This window comes from Roseobacter sp. S87 (assembly GCF_055693285.1).
The window spans coordinates 961,355-977,253 of record NZ_JBVFTR010000004.1 but is presented as its reverse complement, the minus strand read 5'-3'; the positions used below and the strand labels follow the sequence as shown (position 1 = coordinate 977,253).

General features: G+C 61.5%; 13 protein-coding genes and 1 tRNA gene. 5 read left to right on the top strand and 9 right to left on the bottom strand.

All coding sequences use genetic code 11. The features are described 5' to 3' along the window. Window positions 1-142: 142 nt before the first annotated feature. Window positions 143-1,576: a cysteine--tRNA ligase gene (cysS, locus tag ACZ1HA_RS05650; protein ID WP_472713186.1), complete on the bottom strand. Its 1,434-nt coding sequence runs from the start codon at window positions 1,574-1,576 to the stop codon at window positions 143-145. Between the two features lie 272 nt (window positions 1,577-1,848). Here cysS and ACZ1HA_RS05645 point away from each other — a divergent pair, with 272 nt between their 5' ends. Continuing rightward, window positions 1,849-3,021, top strand: coding sequence for a pyridoxal phosphate-dependent aminotransferase (locus ACZ1HA_RS05645; RefSeq protein WP_472713185.1), 1,173 nt, complete (start codon window positions 1,849-1,851; stop codon window positions 3,019-3,021). 51 nt (window positions 3,022-3,072) lie between these two features. On the opposite strand, the gene ACZ1HA_RS05640 is transcribed toward ACZ1HA_RS05645, so the two are convergent. Then, window positions 3,073-3,678, bottom strand: coding sequence for an outer membrane protein (locus ACZ1HA_RS05640; protein WP_472713184.1), 606 nt, complete (start codon window positions 3,676-3,678; stop codon window positions 3,073-3,075). A 403-nt stretch (window positions 3,679-4,081) separates the two neighbouring features. On the opposite strand from ACZ1HA_RS05640, the gene ACZ1HA_RS05635 reads away from it, so the two are divergent. After that, window positions 4,082-5,620 carry a trimethylamine methyltransferase family protein gene (locus ACZ1HA_RS05635; RefSeq protein WP_472713183.1) on the top strand — a complete coding sequence of 513 codons (1,539 nt, stop codon included), beginning with the start codon at window positions 4,082-4,084 and terminating at the stop codon, window positions 5,618-5,620. Window positions 5,621-5,803: 183 nt separating this feature from the next. Here ACZ1HA_RS05635 and ACZ1HA_RS05630 read toward each other — a convergent pair whose 3' ends face one another. From ACZ1HA_RS05630 to pdxH, 7 genes are all read right to left on the bottom strand, one after another. Further along, window positions 5,804-6,037, bottom strand: a complete 234-nt coding sequence (locus tag ACZ1HA_RS05630) for a hypothetical protein (protein ID WP_436399445.1) — start codon at window positions 6,035-6,037, stop codon at window positions 5,804-5,806. Window positions 6,038-6,344: 307 nt separating this feature from the next. Next, entirely contained in the window at window positions 6,345-6,779 is a 435-nt protein-coding gene (locus ACZ1HA_RS05625) for a YHS domain-containing (seleno)protein (RefSeq protein ID WP_472713182.1), read from the bottom strand. Window positions 6,780-7,242: 463 nt separating this feature from the next. Continuing rightward, window positions 7,243-10,902 (bottom strand): vitamin B12-dependent ribonucleotide reductase, encoded by a 3,660-nt coding sequence (locus tag ACZ1HA_RS05620; RefSeq protein ID WP_472713181.1) that lies wholly within the window; start codon window positions 10,900-10,902, stop codon window positions 7,243-7,245. 801 nt (window positions 10,903-11,703) lie between these two features. Next, window positions 11,704-11,780: transfer RNA gene (locus ACZ1HA_RS05615), tRNA-Pro, on the bottom strand. Between the two features lie 40 nt (window positions 11,781-11,820). Further along, complete coding sequence (locus ACZ1HA_RS05610; RefSeq protein WP_472713180.1) at window positions 11,821-12,282, bottom strand: DUF192 domain-containing protein; 462 nt, start codon at window positions 12,280-12,282, stop codon at window positions 11,821-11,823. Further along, window positions 12,279-12,776, bottom strand: a complete 498-nt coding sequence (locus ACZ1HA_RS05605; RefSeq protein WP_375230868.1) for a cold-shock protein — start codon at window positions 12,774-12,776, stop codon at window positions 12,279-12,281. The genes ACZ1HA_RS05610 and ACZ1HA_RS05605 overlap by 4 nt, the downstream gene beginning before the upstream one ends. Window positions 12,777-13,092: 316 nt before the next feature. Further along, window positions 13,093-13,698 carry a pyridoxamine 5'-phosphate oxidase gene (gene pdxH / locus ACZ1HA_RS05600; protein ID WP_472713179.1) on the bottom strand — a complete coding sequence of 202 codons (606 nt, stop codon included), beginning with the start codon at window positions 13,696-13,698 and terminating at the stop codon, window positions 13,093-13,095. A gap of 140 nt (window positions 13,699-13,838) precedes the next feature. Here pdxH and fabI point away from each other — a divergent pair, with 140 nt between their 5' ends. The 3 genes from fabI to gpt are packed head-to-tail and all read left to right on the top strand — an operon-like array spanning window position 13,839 to window position 15,789. After that, entirely contained in the window at window positions 13,839-14,645 is an 807-nt protein-coding gene (gene fabI, locus ACZ1HA_RS05595; RefSeq protein ID WP_375227995.1) for an enoyl-ACP reductase FabI, read from the top strand. A gap of 4 nt (window positions 14,646-14,649) precedes the next feature. After that, entirely contained in the window at window positions 14,650-15,252 is a 603-nt protein-coding gene (locus ACZ1HA_RS05590; protein ID WP_472713178.1) for a LysE family translocator, read from the top strand. Window positions 15,253-15,258: 6 nt separating this feature from the next. Then, window positions 15,259-15,789: a xanthine phosphoribosyltransferase gene (gpt, locus tag ACZ1HA_RS05585; protein WP_472713177.1), complete on the top strand. Its 531-nt coding sequence runs from the start codon at window positions 15,259-15,261 to the stop codon at window positions 15,787-15,789. The last annotated feature ends 110 nt before the right edge of the window (window positions 15,790-15,899 follow it).

Here is a 15,899-nt window from a genome sequence, read left to right as displayed (position 1 = left end):
TGTTTGAGCCCGCGCTGTATGAAACGGGGACCCACAGATCACAGCCCGTCCGGGCCAGCGGCCCGGACAGCCCCCGGCCGCCCCCCGGGCGGGGGCTTCACCCCCACCCGCGGCCAGGCGCTGTCCTGTGATCGGAGCGGGGTCATTTGAGAGCTTCCAGCTTTGAGGCGTCGAAGTCAGGCGTGACATTTAGTTCCACGCCATTCTTAGTCATGCGAACCTCGATGCCGGCTGATAAAAGAGCTTGCTTCAAAGCATCGACTTTACTGAAATCCTTTGAGATTTTGGCGCCGTTTCGCAGCTCGTCTAGTTTACCAGCCAACTCGGCCAATTGTTCATTTGGGCCACTTCCAAAACACTGGCTGATTTTCGAGCGATAGTCTTTTTCAGCAGCCCGCGCTTCATCTCCCAAAAACCCTAGAAATCGAGCGTGGTCCAAAAGTTTCTGAGGTTGGTTGTGCAATGCCCGCAGGTACGTCAACCCCAGATGGGTATTCAGGTCGTCACATAGTGCTTCAATTAGGGCTCCATCAATTTCCAAATCGGATTGTGGTGTCGGATCCAGTTCCCATGTCAAATCCATCCAATATCTGAGAGCCTGCTCCGCCTCCTGGCGTTTCTTCTCTGTCCAGTCCATCGGCTTGCGGTAATGCGTGCTGAGCACCACAAAGCGGATCACCTCGCCCGGCACACCCTGCTCCAGCAGATCGCGCACGGTGAAAAAATTGCCCAGCGACTTGGACATCTTCTTTCCCTCGACCTGCAGCATCTCGTTGTGCATCCAGACATTCGCGAAATCATGACCTGCACAGGTCGACTGGGCGATCTCGTTCTCGTGGTGCGGAAACTGCAGATCGATCCCACCGCCGTGAATATCAAACCGCTCCCCCAGCAGATCGCGCGCCATGGCCGAGCATTCGATGTGCCAGCCCGGACGGCCCCGGCCCCAGGGACTGTCCCAGCCTGGCGTTTCCGCGTCCGACGGCTTCCACAGCACAAAATCCATCGGGTTGCGCTTGTAGGGAGCCACCTCAACACGCGCGCCCGCGATCATATCCTCGACCGACCGGCCCGACAGCGCACCATAGGCCTCATAACTGTCGACGGCAAAAAGCACATGGCCCTCCGCCTCATAGGCGTGGCCCTTTGCGATCAGGTCCCGGATCATCGCCACCATCTGCGCGATGTACTGCGTGGCTCGGGGCATCTCATCAGGCTCCAGCGTACCGACCGCCTTCATGTCCTCCAGATACCAGGCGATGGTCTCATCAGAGCGCTCGCGGATCAGCTCCTCCAGCGTGCCCGGCGCACCGGCCTCGCGGCGGCGCTGTGCCTCCGCGTTGATCTTGTCATCCACATCCGTGAAATTGCGCACATAAGTCACATGCGCCGCGCCATAGACGTGCCGCAACAGCCGGTAGAGCACATCAAAGACAATCACGGGCCGCGCATTGCCCAGATGCGCCCGGTCATAGACCGTCGGCCCACAGACATACATGCGCACGTTCCGGCGGTCGATGGGCGCAAAGACCTCTTTGCGGCGGGTCCGGGTGTTGTGGAGCGTGAGTGTCGTCATGACAGGTGTCCTTGGCGCAGGGGGTCAGCGCGGGCATAGCAATCATCTGTCAGAATGGAAACGACCAGAACTGCCCGCATGGAAGCGTTCAGCAAATAATACAGCAAATGATTGTTGTACGGGTCATGGCCCCATGTGGCACGGCGCGGGCGCGCCGGTCAAGGCCGATTGACAGAATCGCGCGCGCTCTGCGCCCCTGCCCGCAGGATCTTTCTGCGCCTCTGCGGGGTCGCAGTCACGCGCCCTTACAGGGCGCCACAACGGAGGCAGAGATGCAGCTTTCACAGCGCCTTACAGGGATCAACGGCGGTGGGTCAGACGGCTGGGACGTCTTTCTGAAGGCGCGCCGTATGATTGCGGCGGGCACGCCCGTGACCGAGCTGACGATCGGCGAGCATGACATCCGCACCGCAGCGCCCATCCTGCAGGAAATGCACGCGCGTGCGCTGGCCGGCAACACCGGATATGCGGCGATCCCCGGCGCGGAACCCCTGCGGGAGGCGGTAGCGGCGCGCGTCGCGGCGCGCACCGGCGTGCCGACAACGCCTGACAATGTGCTGATCACGCCGGGCGGTCAGTCCGCGCTCTTTTCCGCCCATATTGCCGCCTGCGACGCGGGCGACACGGCGCTCTATATCGACCCTTATTACGCCACCTACCCCGGCACTCTGCGCGCCGCAGGTGCCGTTCCACAGGTGATCACCACCCGCGCCGCGGACGCGTTCCAACCCCGTGCGGCGGACATTGACGCCCATGCGACAGGCGCGCGGTCGCTGCTGATCAACAGTCCGAACAATCCCACGGGGGTGGTCTATTCGCGCGCCACGATGGAAGGGATCGCAGAGGTCTGCAGGCAGCGCGATCTGTGGCTGATTTCGGACGAGGTGTATGACACCCAGGTCTGGGAGGGCGATCATCTGAGCCCGCGCAGCCTGCCCGGCATGGCGGAGCGCACGCTGGTGGTGGGGTCCCTGTCGAAATCCCATGCGATGACCGGGTCGCGCTGTGGCTGGCTGGTCGGTCCAGAAGAGGTGATCGGCAATCTGATCAATCTGGCGACGAATACCACCTATGGCGTCCCGGGGTTCATCCAGGATGCAGGCCTTTTTGCGCTGAACCAGGGAGCGGATTTTGAGGCAGAGATCGCAGAGCCGTTCCGCCGCCGCCGGGCGCTGGCCCATGAGGTGCTGGCCGCACAGAATACCGTGGCGCTCGTGCCCGCACAGGGGGCGATGTATCTGATGCTGGATGTGCGTGCGACGGGGATGAGCGGCGAGGATTTCGCTTACAGCCTGCTCGATGCGCACCACATTGCGGTGATGCCGGGCGAGAGTTTCGGCAGTGCGGCAGCGGGCCATATCCGGGTGGCGATGACCGTTGCAGATGACGCTTTTGAAACATCCCTGCGCCAGCTCTGCGCCCATGCGGAGACGCTCGCGGCCTGAAGTGGCCCGGATGCGGGGGAGAGACATCCGGGCCGGTGCGGCCTGTCCGGATCAGAACCGGAGAGAGGCCCGCACAGTCAGCGTTGTGGCATCCGCATCCGCACCGGCGGCGTTGCCCAGATCGCTGAAGTTGTGGCGCAGCAGTTCTGTGCCGACAGTCATGCGCTCGGTGGCCTGCCAGGCGACGCCCAGACCGTAAAAGGGCCCGGTGTCATCGCCGGCTGTGGTGTTCACCCGCGCAGCACCGGCGGTGGCATAGGGCAGCCAGCGGCCCATGTCGTAGCCTGCTTTGACCTTGAGGCGGGTCACATCCTCGACCGTGGCGGCACCTGTCCCGATGTCGATATCGGCCTCGTCATAGTCAAACTCGACGCCGCTGACCCAGGCACCGAAATCGTAGTTGTACCCAAGGTGCACACCATAAAGCGTGTCGTCGCCGTCCACGCCATCCAGCGTGCCGTCACCGCTCACGTCACCATAGCCAAGCTGGGCACCGGCATAGGCACCGGTCCACTGACCACCGGTGTAGACCGGCTCGGGCAGCGGTGCCGCAGGCACCGTCTCGATCACCGGAGCTGCGGGTGATCCCGCGCTCGCCGCCGTGACCGCCACGCCCGCCGCGATCAATGCGGCACAGAATGCTCTTGTCTTTTTCATGACTGTCTCCTTGCCATTTCCGGCCGGCACAACCGCCGCCCGGTACTGACCCAACTGTGCATCCCCCCGGTGGGTTCAAGGCGCGCCAGGCAGTGGCGGCACAACCCCGCCGGAACGGGGGTTTTTCCGGCAAAACGCTGCCACCACAACGCTTTACCCGGCCATTTCCCGCCGGTTCCCCGGCGCTGGAAAAAAGTTCACGAGGTCGCAAACAGACCAGACAGGGAAGCCCCCCTGCGTCAGCCTGTCACAGTAAAGGGAGGCCGGAGATGCAGGGCGTTTGCTGCAAAATCAAACTGGTGGTCCGCACTATCGGTGCGGAGCGCGGGCGCGCTGCACGGGGAGGCCCGGCAGGCGCTGATCCGCCAGACCCCAGAGTTTTCCCTTTTCCGGACCAGACAACATGACACAATCCGTAAAAACCCGCAGCGGGGGCCGCTCGGCCCGCCGTGCGGCGCGCGCCCGCGCCCTGCCTGATCACATGCGCCCGATCCGCCCCGGCATGGACGGCGGCCAGTATAAACCCCTGACCCCCGCCGACATGGACCGCATCCACGCCGCAGCCCTGGAGGCGCTGGAAGACATCGGTCTGGTGGATGCCCCGCAGTCAGGCATCGACTATATGACCGCCGCGGGTGCCATCCTGGGCGATGACGGCCGTTTGCGCTTTCCGCGCGCCCTGGTGGAGGACGCCATTGCCTCAGCCAACCGCACGATCACACTCTTCGGGCGCGACCCGGCGCAGGACCTGGAACTGTCCGGCAACCGTGTTCACTACGGCACTGCGGGTGCTGCGGTGCACCTTGTGGAAGCCGATGGCCGCAATTACCGCGAATGCGGCGTGCAGGATCTGCACGATGCAGCACGCATCACGGATGTGCTTGATAATATACACTTTCTCCAGCGCCCGATGGTCTGCCGCGACATCGCGGACAATCTGGAGATGGACCTGAACACCATTTATGCGACCTGCGCGGGCACCACAAAACACATTGGCACCTCCTTTTCCGATCCCGCCAATGTCGGCCCCTGTGTCGAGATGCTGCACATGATCGCGGGCGGTGAGGACAAATGGCGCGAGCGGCCTTTTGTGCTGAACTCAAACTGTTTTGTGGTCCCGCCGATGAAATTCGCCACCGAAAGCTGCGAGACGATGGAGGCCTGTATCCACGCAGGCATGCCTGTTCTGCTGCTGTCGGCCGGGATGGCCGGTGCGACAGCGCCCTCGACAGTGGCCGGTGCCATTGTCCAGGCGGTGGCCGAATGCCTCGCGGGGCTTGTGTATGTCCAGGCGGTAAAACCGGGGCATCCGGCGGTCTTTGGCACCTGGCCCTTTGGTCTCGACCTGCGCACCGGGGCCATGACGGGCGGGTCCGGCGAACAGGCGCTGCTGACGGCAGGCTGCGCCCAGATGCACAAATACTATGACCTGCCCGGCGGTGCCGCCGCTGGTATCGCAGACGCGAAACTGCCGGATATGCAGGCGGGCTGGGAGCAGATGTGCTCGAACGTCATGGCGGGGCTGTCGGGGCTGAACATGGTCTATGAGGCGGCGGGCATGCACGCATCCCTGCTGGGCTTCTGCCACGAATCCCTGATTCTGGGGGATGATCTGATTGGCCAGGCAATGCGCTGTGTGCGCGGGATCGAGGTCAATGACGAGACGCTGGCCCTGGATCAGATGCGCGAGGTCTGTGTGGGCGGGCCGGGCCATTACCTGGGCACGGAACAGACCCTGGGCCGGATGGAGGCGGACCATGTCTACCCCGCGCTGGGGGACCGGACCTCGCCCAAGGAATGGACAGAAAACGGCAAGCCGGATCTCATCGAAAAGGCGCGCCAGCGCAAGGACGAGATTCTGGCGAAACGGTCAGCGGCCCGGTTTGATCCGGCGTTGGATGCCGCGCTGCGGGCGCGGTTCAACATTTATCTGCCGGCATAAGGCGTCTGACGAAAAACCTGAAACATCGCGTATCCCGCCGAAATCTGTAGCTCCGGACAGCGATAAGTGATCCGGGGTTTCCGCATGACACTCAAAAAAGCAACCCCCGGTGCGGTATCGCACCGGGGGCGCCTTGTGCCCCTCCGGTCACAGGGCAGCGACCGGGGTCAGGACACCTGGGGATCAGGCAGGCATCAGGCCCGCTTCCTGCGCGGCCTGGATTTCTGCCGCATCCAGTGCGCCATCCGCGTTCAGGTCCATGGTGTTGAAGGCATCGGCTGTGATGTCGGGCATCACGGCCTGCACTTCGTCAATGGTCAGAACGCCGTCACCATTGGCATCTGCCTCTGTTGCGGCGCTGGCTGCACCGGCGACACCCAGGGCAAGGACGATCGAGGTAAGAGTTGTTCTGGTCATGTTGGTTACTCCCATTTTTAAGCGGAACATCTCCGCGCCCTTCACATGGCACCGCGTTTGTGCGGCGACATCCCCTGCCCCGCAGATCGCTCAAAACCGGCATGGGCGCGCGGGTTTGGGCGTTAACGGTCGGCTTGTCTCTGCCGGGCAAAATCCTGCCGGTGCGTTTTTCGGCAATCCATGACCGACGGTTGGTGGTTCCGGCACCGAACCGCCGAAATCCGGCATCGGCGGGAACCTGCAGATGCAGAAAGCCCGGACGACGGTGAGTCGCCCGGGCCCTGGCCACGTGTCGCGTTGCGAGGGGTCAGAACGGATGAATACGCGGCCAGTTCTCGTCACCCGCTGTGATGTACATCGGGATATCTTCCTGCCAGAGGGTCTGGGCCCGGGGGTGGACCTGGACGTAGAGTGTGCCATCAACCACCTGCCAGACGGTTGGGTCGCCCGGCGCTTTGTAGCCCTGGCTGGCCGCCCAGGAGCAATAGCCGTCATAGGCGGGGGCATAGGAGGCCGGGTCGGCCTTGAAGGCGTCGCGGTTTTCCTCGCTGCTGAAGTACCAGACAGCGCCGTTCCAGAAGTAGTTGAAGCGTGCTTCGCCCTGCGTGGGTGTTCCGCTGTGATAGGACACTGTGTCATATCCGCCGATCGCAACAGCGAGCTGGTTACCGGCCGTGGCCGTCTGGGCCGTCAGCGCCATACCGGCGGCAAGACCAAGAGCGAGAAGGGGTTTTCTGAGCATGGTGATCTCCGTTTTTAAGGGTCCCGGGATCGGGATGCCTGTTTGCTACCGGAGGTGCCGTTCACTTGCACATGACGTTGCCGCCAGAAAAACGGGCCGCATTCTCACACAGATTTCAGTTGCAGTTTATCGTCTCTGCACCCGGCTGGCGGGAAAGAAAAGGGGTGCCGAAGCACCCCTGGGAGTTTCGCCGTTCAGGCTCAATATGTTAACCGCTCGGTATTTTTCTGCCTGCGGCCTGAACGTCGTCAGGAGCGAACGCATCCGCCCCGTGTCCCGTGAGAAACCCTTCGGTTTCTCGCGGCGCAGAACAAAGCGGGTTTTCATCCGAAAACCTGCGGGGTCCTGCCCCGCCGGGTAACTGGAAGGCCAAGGTCCCACCCTGCCCTTTCCGGTATTCGTCGGGGGTTGGGCCATTGCTGGCTCAGGGCCCCCTACACGTCCCCTAGGGACGCGTTTTCCATCAGCTGCAGCCGGATGTCCCGCCGCAGGTGTTGCACTTCATGCAGGTGCCGTTGCGCACCAGCGTGTAGTTTCCGCATTCGCCACAGGCCTCGCCCTCGTAGCCCTGCATCTTCGCCTTGGTCCGGGCGTCCATGCTGACAGTGCTGCTGGAGACGGCCGTGGTAGTGGTCATGGTGGCGACCCCGCCTGTAGTGCCGTCCAGCGGTGCAGCCCCGTCAAACGCTGCGGTTTCCTCGGCAAAGCCGTCCGCGCCGCCCTTGAGCACCACCAGTTCCTGAGGCAGGCGCTTGCGCAGGTAGCCTGTGGAGCTGATCTGCTTGAGCACTTCCAGCGATTTGCTGGCCGCTGTGTCGGAGAGTTCAGAGACGTTGCTCACGCCCTCTTCCTCGCCACGGCCCAGGTCATCAAAGGTGTGACCTTCGGGTGCGACATGCGCCAGATCGGTGCGGTCGAGATAAGACACAGCGAGTTCGCGGAACACATAGTCGAGGATCGACGTGGCGTTCTTGATCGTTTCGTTGCCCTGCACCATGCCCGCAGGCTCGAATTTGGTGAAGGTGAAGGCGTCAACGAACTCCTCAAGCGGCACACCGTACTGCAGACCGACCGAGACCGCGATGGCGAAGTTGTTCATCATCGCCCGGAAACCCGCACCCTCTTTGTGCATGTCGATGAAGATCTCGCCCAGGTTGCCGTCTTCATACTCGCCGGTGCGCAGATACACCTTGTGACCGCCGACGATGGCCTTCTGCGTATAGCCCTTGCGGCGCTGAGGCATCTTTTCGCGGTGCGACTTGATGATCTCCTTGACGATCACCTTCTCGACCACTTTTTCGGCCAGCACGGTGGCTTTTTCCTGCATGGAGCCGCTTTCCAGCACCTCCTGCGCGTCGTCGTCATCCTCGACCAGGGCAGCTGCCAGCGGCTGGCTGAGCTTGGAGCCGTCACGGTAGAGCGCGTTGGCTTTGACGCCCAGCGACCAGCTGAGTTCATAGGCCTTCTGGCAGTCCTCGATCGTTGCATCGTTGGGCATGTTGATCGTCTTGGAGATCGCACCCGAGATGAAGGACTGGGCCGCTGCCATCATGGTGATGTGGCTGTTCACGCTCAAGAAGCGCTTGCCCTTCTTGCCGCAGGGGTTCGCACAGTCAAAGACAGACAGGTGCTCTTCCCTGAGGAAGGGCGCGCCCTCCAGGGTCATGGTGCCGCAGACGTGGTCGTTGGCCGCCTCGATGTCCTTTTTGCTGAAGCCCGGGTGCCGCAGCAGGTCAAAGGACGGGTCGTTCAGCTTGTCCGCCGGGATGCCCAGCACCTGCTGGCAGAACTCTTCGCCCAGCGTCCACTGGTTGAATACAAAGCGGATGTCAAAAGCCGAGGCCAGTGCCGCATCCACCTTGGCCAGCTCGTTGGCACCGAAACCGTGGCCCGCCAGCGTGGTGTGGTTGATGCCCGGCGCGTTGCCGATGGTGCCGTGACCCACGGCATAGGCCACGATCTCTTCGATCTCGGCAGAACCGTAGCCCAGCTTTTCAAGGGCCGCCGGCACGGACTGGTTGATGATCTTGAAGTAACCACCCCCTGCGAGCTTTTTGAACTTCACCAGGGCAAAGTCGGGCTCGATACCGGTTGTGTCGCAGTCCATGACCAGACCGATGGTGCCGGTGGGTGCGATCACGGAAACCTGTGCGTTGCGGTAACCGTGCGCCTCGCCCAGCTCCAGCGCCTGATCCCAGGCACCGCGTGCCACTTCGATCAGCTTCTCGTCAGGGCAGTTCTTATAGTCGAGCGGCACCGGTTTCACCGAGAGCTTCTCATAACCGCCGACCTTGCCATGCGCCGCCGTGCGGTGGTTGCGGATGACCCGCAGCATGTGTTCGGCGTTCTTGTCATAGCCCGGGAACGGGCCGAGCTCGCCCGCCATTTCAGCGGAGGTGGCATAGGACACACCGGTCAGGATCGCGGTCAGTGCACCACAGAGGCTGCGGCCTTCGTCGCTGTCATAGGAGTAGCCCATATTCATCAGCAGACCGCCGATGTTTGCATAGCCCAGACCCAGCGTGCGGAAGTCATAGGAACGCTGTGCGATCTCTTTGGACGGGAACTGCGCCATCATCACAGAGATTTCCAGCGTCACGGTCCACAGACGTGTGGCGTGCATGTAGTCCTCGACCTGGAACTCGCCGTCCTTAAGGAAGGTCAGCAGGTTCATCGACGCCAGGTTACAGGCCGTGTCATCGAGGAACATATATTCGGAGCACGGGTTGGAGCCGCGGATTTCGCCGTCTTCGGGGCATGTGTGCCAGTCGTTCACCGTGTCGTGGTACTGGATGCCCGGATCGGCGCAGGCCCAGGCGGCATGGCCGACCTGTTCCCACAGATCGCGGGCTTTGACGGTTTTGGTGACCTGGCCGTCCACGCGGTTGATCAGTTCCCAGTCGGCGTCTTTCTCGACGGCCGTCAGGAATGCGTTGGTCACGCGGATGGAGTTGTTGGAGTTCTGGCCGGAGACCGAGTTATAGGCCTCGCTGTCCCAGTCTGTGTCGTAGGTCGGGAATTCGATCGAGGTGTGGCCCTGCTTGGCATAGTCCAGCACGCGCTTGACGTAAGTCTCCGGGATTGAAACCTTTTTCGCCTCGCGGATCGCCTGTTTCAGGGCGTCGTTTTTGGCCGGATCATAGGCGTCTGCTTCGGCACCGTCCCAGGTTCTGATCGCTTCAAACAGCCCGTTGAGCTTTTGCTCGTGCATCTTGGAGCCTGCGACGATGCTCGCCACTTTCTGCTCTTCGATCACTTTCCAATTGATGAAATCCTCGATGTCCGGGTGATCCGCATCGACGATCACCATCTTGGCCGCACGGCGCGTGGTGCCGCCGGATTTGATCGCACCTGCGGCACGGTCGCCGATTTTCAGGAAGCCCATCAGGCCGGAGGAACGGCCACCGCCCGAGAGGCTTTCGCCAGCAGCACGCAGCGACGAGAAGTTGGTGCCGGTGCCGGAGCCGTATTTGAAAAGCCGCGCCTCACGTACCCAGAGGTCCATGATGCCGCCGTCGTTGACGAGGTCGTCAGACACCGACTGGATGAAGCAGGCATGCGGCTGCGGGTGTTCGTAAGAGGATTTGGATTTTGTCAGCTTGCCGGTTTTATAGTCGACATAGTGGTGGCCCTGGGCGGGGCCGTCGATGCCGTAGGCCCAGTGCAGGCCGGTGTTGAACCATTGCGGGCTGTTGGGCGCCGCGCGCTGGCTGGCCAGCATGTGGCGCATTTCGTCGAAATAGGCCTGGGCGTCTTCCTCGGAGGAGAAGTAGCCGCCCTTCCAGCCCCAGTAGGCCCAGGCGCCGGCCAGACGATCAAACACCTGCTTGGAGGAAGTCTCGCCGCCCATGGTGGCACCCTCTGCGGGCACTGAGCGCCACAGGAATTCCGGAACGCCTTTTTCTTTCACCTTGCGGGTCGTTGTGGGCACGCCTGCCTTGCGGAAGTATTTCTGGGCGATGACGTCGCTGGCCACCTGGCTCCAGGAGCCGGGCACTTCGACTTCGTCCAGGCGGAACACGATGGTGCCATCCGGATTGCGGATTTCCGAAGCGGTTGTCACGAATTCCAGGTCCGCGTAGGCGTCCTGTCCGACTTTGGTGAATTTGCGTTCAATTTTCATGTGCGCTGCCTCGTATCCAGCATGTCTCTTTTTCGAGCCCCGTGCGTCATTGCGCCCGGTGCCCAGCCCGTTGCCGCAGGTCCGGGGGCACAGCGAACCGGTCCGCAGCAGCGCATAAGCGTGCCCCGGCATAGTTCAGATCGGTCAGATACTGATCGTCTTGATGCCCCTGTCCCGTCGATCCGCCCCTGTGCGTTTAACCACTACATGTTGTGGCGTCATCGTCGGCCTGCACAAACTGACGTATCTTGCCCTGGTGGGTCAACGATATTTTTAGACTTTTTTAAAACTTACCGGCTTGACGGAAGGCCGGATTTAAGCACCGCTCACGGCGACGTGATTCAGATCACAACCCACGGTATCAGCGACGCCGTCAGCTGTGGAAAACCCCTCCGAAACACCGTCCGGATTTTCCGTTTAGACCAGCAGCTTTAGGTGCCCGTCTTGAGGTATCACCTGAGTTTATCCACAAACCCGCGCCGGTTTCTGAGACAAACGTTATCAAAAGGTAAACGCCACAGACAGCCCGGTAAGGATATTCACCGGATGTTACAGTTTTAAGACAGCGGCGTGGCAGGGCTGCATCAGCCCTCCCCATATATAGCGAGGATGCAGTGTCCGGGGTGGTTGGTGTCACAAGATATTGTGGCTGAGGGAATCTCCCGCGGTGGTCGAAATCCGGGCTGGCTCGCGTCGCGAGTCGCACCCTGAGGTGGTCGGCGCCGCCGCAGAACACGTGGATATCCGCATGCAGGGCCGCGAAGGCTTTTCAGCCGCACATTATCCGTCATTTTCTGGAAATGGTCGGAGCGAGAGGATTCGAACCTCCGACCCCCTGTACCCAAAACAGGTGCGCTACCAGGCTGCGCCACGCTCCGACAGCGCTCACATAGACCGGCTGAGATGATTTGAAAAGCCCTAACAGGACCAGGCGGCAACTGAAGGATCAAAAGACGGGTGGCGCACCTGCGAGCTGACCGTGATACCCAACGCTTCGGCCATACCGCCATTGATCTCGAGCACATGGGTCAGGCCATTGCCGCCCGGGATCGGCGTCTCATCAAGCGGGACGGCCCGGTGGTGAATGTGCTGCACAACCCCGCCGGGATCGATGAACAGCATATCCAGCGGAATGAGCGTATTGCGCATCCAGAACGACAGGCTCTGCGGCTGGGGATAAATAAACAGCATGCCCGCAGCGGCCGGCATGCTTTCGCGGTGCATCAGCCCGCGCGCCCGCTCGGAGCGGTCATCTGCGATTTCTACGGAAAAACGTGCCTCACCCCAGTCGCCGCGCAGATGCACTGTGTCCTCACGACAGGCCTGTGCCACGGCGGAACCGGCCAGCATCACGAAAAGAACGGCAGTTCTGAGGATCATTCCTCGTCGCGGTCGAGCGCGGCTTCCCAGGCAAAGACCTCGGCGGCCATATGGCCACGGCGACCCTCTATGACACGCAGGGCAAGCGCTTCTCCCGGGGCCAGATCTGACAGGCCGGAGCGGCGCAGCACTTCCATGTGCAGGAAGATATCATCGCGGCGCCCGAAGATATTGGCAAAACCGAAGCCCTTGCCTTTATCGAACCATTTGACCCGCGCGGGTTCGAGCGGTGCGCCGGCGACCACCTCAGGGTCCAGGGCTGCGATATCAGACAATCCGGCGCTGTCGCCGGTGTCCGGCGGATGCAGGGCGAGCACGTGAGTCGCCTGAACACCGCGGTCTGTGCGCTGAATCTCCAGTTCGACGCGCGCACCATCCGCAACCGAGCTCTGCCCGAAATTGCGCAAGACGTTCACATGAAGGAGAATATCCGGCCCACCCTCGTCCGCCACAACGAATCCGAACCCCTTTACAGGATCGAACCATTTGACCATTCCCGATACGGGTGTCGCGATTTCAGCCGCTTCGTTCACTCACTCACTTCCCGGACTTCTGGGCCACCTTACCATACTCTTGCGCGAAAAGGCTTTCATCTATCAACCAAAAACGCGCTGATGTCCCACTTTTTAGGCTGGTATTCTCAAATTCCTACTGTCGCAAGCATCACCGGATTGTGAAAGTGCTATTTTTTCGCGCTATGCGGGTGTCCGCTCCGGCAAAGCGTTGAAATGAAGATTTGCGAAAGTTGGCGCACATTGAGTGTGCAAAATCACACAGTACTGAAAACCTGTAATTTCTGAGGCAATTGCCTCAGGGATTCAGCCGCTGCACGGTCCAGTCCGCGCCAGCCTCTGCGCGTCGCCAGACGAAACGGTCGTGCAGGCGAAAATCACCGTCGGCCCAGAATTCTATTTCTACGGGAGTGATCCGGTAACCACCCCAGAATTCCGGGCGGGCCGGATTGGTGCCATGCCGTGCGGTGACCTTTGCGACTTCTGCCATGAGAGCGCTGCGGCTGCTCAGCGGCTGCGACTGGCGTGAGGCCCATGCACCCAGCCGGCTCTTGAGAGAGCGCGATGCGTAATACTCATCCGCCGCCGGCCCATCCTCGCGCATAATGGTACCCCGCACGCGGACCTGCCGCCGCAGCGATTTCCAGTGCATCACAAAAGCCGCCTTGCCCGCGCCATCCAGCTCGCCGGCCTTGGCACTTCCATAGTTGGTATAGAAGACGAACCCGTCGTCCTCGATCGCCTTGAGCAGGACCATCCGCGCATTGGGCAGCCCGTCTGCGTCCACCGTGCTGAGAGCGATGGCATTCGGGTCATTCGGTTCACTGGCCGTGGCCTCGTCCAGCCAGCGCTGTGCGATCTCAAAAGGATTGTCGCCGGCAAATTTTCCTGACCGCGTTTCCATCGGTTGTGCTCCAAAGAATTCCGTTGCGCCCAACAGGTGGCTGTCAGCCGCGAAAGGTCAAGCCCGCTGCGGCATCTTGATGGCCCCCTGCCAATCGCCTAAAGGTCAGGCAACGGCGTCTGAAACTTTGAGGGGTGAACATGGCAAACGATCTGATGGCAGGAAAACGCGGGCTCATCATGGGTCTGGCAAACGACAAGTCGATTGCCTGGGGCATTGCAAAAACCTGTGCCGAAGCCGGTGCCGAACTTGCCTTCTCCTATCAGGGGGACGCTCTGAAAAAGCGGGTGGGTCCGCTGGCCGAACAGCTGGGCAGCGATATCGTGCTGCCCTGCGATGTGAGCGACGAGGCCTCGATTGATGCGCTTTTCGAGGCGCTGAAGGAAAAATGGGGCTCGATTGACTTTGTCGTGCACGCCATCGGCTTCTCGGACAAGAACGAGCTGCGCGGGCGGTATGTGGACACCAGCCGCGCGAATTTTGCCATGTCGATGGATATCTCGGTCTATTCCTTCACGGCTGTGGTGCAGCGCGCGGAAAAGATGATGAACCCGGGCGGCTCCTGCCTGACGCTGACCTATTATGGCGCGGAAAAGGTCATGCCGCATTACAATGTCATGGGCGTTGCCAAGGCAGCACTTGAGGCATCGGTACAGTATCTGGCCGAAGATCTGGGCAAGGACGGTATCCGTGTGAACGCCATTTCGGCCGGTCCGATCAAGACACTAGCGGCGTCAGGTATCGGCGATTTCCGCTACATCATGAAGTGGAACGAATATAATTCCCCGCTGCGCCGGAATGTCACCACGGATGACGTGGGCAAAGCGGCCCTCTTCCTGCTGAGCGATCTGGGCTCCGGCACCACGGGCGAAAACTTGCATGTGGATGCGGGTTATCATGTGGTCGGTATGAAGGCGGTGGATGCGCCTGACATGAGCAAGGACTGACCCGGTGAGCGCCGAGAGCCTGATTGCCTTCAACCTCGTGCTGGCCGCAGCCATTGCGAGCCCCGGTGCGGCGCTGCTTTACTTTATCCGGATCTCGGTGAGCGCCGGGCGGGCAGCGGGGATCGCGACGGGCATCGGCCTTGGCATCGCGGCCTCGCTCTGGACGCTTGCGGCTCTTCTGGGGCTTGAGAGCGTTTTCCGCCTGTTTCCCTGGACCTACACAACACTGAAGATCGCTGGTGCGCTCTATCTGCTGTGGATTGCCGTTCAGACCTGGCGGCATGCGCGTGATCCGCTGAGCGAAAGCACCCGCCCCCATGGCCGTGCCTTTCTGTCCGGCCTGATGGTGAATGCCGGCAATCCCAAATCCATGCTGTTCGCCGCGGCTGTCATTGTGGTTGTGTTCCCTCAGGGGCTGGCCGCGCGGGATATCGCACTGATCGTGGTCAATCACCTGGTGCTCGAGATCACCTTCTACACCCTCTTTGCGCTGCTGCTTTCCAGCGGCCCCGCCCGGCGCGGATATCTCAGCGCCAAACCCCTTCTGGACCGCATCGCTGCCACCATCCTCGGCGCGCTCGGCCTTCGCCTGCTGCTTGAAAGGTAACCGACCATGACGCCCAAAGACCCCGGCCGCCTGCCACATGAAAAAGGGTTCCACATCAGCTGGGACCAGATACACCGCGACAGCCGCGCACTGGCCTGGCGGCTTGACGGTCAGGGACCGGACGATGGTGCCTGGCGCGCGGTTGTGGCCATCACAAGGGGCGGCATGGCCCCCGCGATGATCGTCGCACGTGAACTGGATATCCGCGTGGTCGATACGATTTCCGTGATGTCCTATCACTCGGGCGGCGGCAAAGCCGATCAGCGGCGCGAAGCCGAAGTGCTGAAAGCGCCGGACGCGGACATAATGGGCGACGGCACCGGTATTCTGATCGTCGACGATCTGGTGGACAGCGGCAAAACGCTGGAACTGGTGCGTGCCCAGTACCCGAAAGCCCATTTCGCAACCGTCTATGCCAAACCCCAGGGCGAACCGCAGGTCGACACTTTCATCACCGGCGTGAGCCAGGATACATGGATCTTTTTCCCCTGGGATATGGCACTGCAGTACGTCGAACCCTACCGCGGTACCGACTGAACCGGGCAGATTTCAATGCCTCCGGCGGGGATACTTTTCGCCAGAAGAAACCACGCGCGCCTTTTCTTCTGGCCCGAAATATCCCCGCCGGAGGCTCCCGCCATCTGATC

Excerpts from the sequence above, each read along its gene's own strand:
- cysS (WP_472713186.1), bottom strand. The coding sequence starts at position 1,576 with ATGACGACACTCACGCTCCACAACACCCGGACCCGCCGCAAAGAGGTC.
- ACZ1HA_RS05645 (WP_472713185.1), top strand. The coding sequence starts at position 1,849 with ATGCAGCTTTCACAGCGCCTTACAGGGATCAACGGCGGTGGGTCAGAC.
- ACZ1HA_RS05640 (WP_472713184.1), bottom strand. The coding sequence starts at position 3,678 with ATGAAAAAGACAAGAGCATTCTGTGCCGCATTGATCGCGGCGGGCGTG.
- ACZ1HA_RS05635 (WP_472713183.1), top strand. The coding sequence starts at position 4,082 with ATGACACAATCCGTAAAAACCCGCAGCGGGGGCCGCTCGGCCCGCCGT.
- ACZ1HA_RS05630 (WP_436399445.1), bottom strand. The coding sequence starts at position 6,037 with ATGACCAGAACAACTCTTACCTCGATCGTCCTTGCCCTGGGTGTCGCC.
- ACZ1HA_RS05625 (WP_472713182.1), bottom strand. The coding sequence starts at position 6,779 with ATGCTCAGAAAACCCCTTCTCGCTCTTGGTCTTGCCGCCGGTATGGCG.
- ACZ1HA_RS05620 (WP_472713181.1), bottom strand. The coding sequence starts at position 10,902 with ATGAAAATTGAACGCAAATTCACCAAAGTCGGACAGGACGCCTACGCG.
- ACZ1HA_RS05610 (WP_472713180.1), bottom strand. The coding sequence starts at position 12,282 with ATGATCCTCAGAACTGCCGTTCTTTTCGTGATGCTGGCCGGTTCCGCC.
- ACZ1HA_RS05605 (WP_375230868.1), bottom strand. The coding sequence starts at position 12,776 with ATGGTCAAATGGTTCGATCCTGTAAAGGGGTTCGGATTCGTTGTGGCG.
- pdxH (WP_472713179.1), bottom strand. The coding sequence starts at position 13,698 with ATGGAAACGCGGTCAGGAAAATTTGCCGGCGACAATCCTTTTGAGATC.
- fabI (WP_375227995.1), top strand. The coding sequence starts at position 13,839 with ATGGCAAACGATCTGATGGCAGGAAAACGCGGGCTCATCATGGGTCTG.
- gpt (WP_472713177.1), top strand. The coding sequence starts at position 15,259 with ATGACGCCCAAAGACCCCGGCCGCCTGCCACATGAAAAAGGGTTCCAC.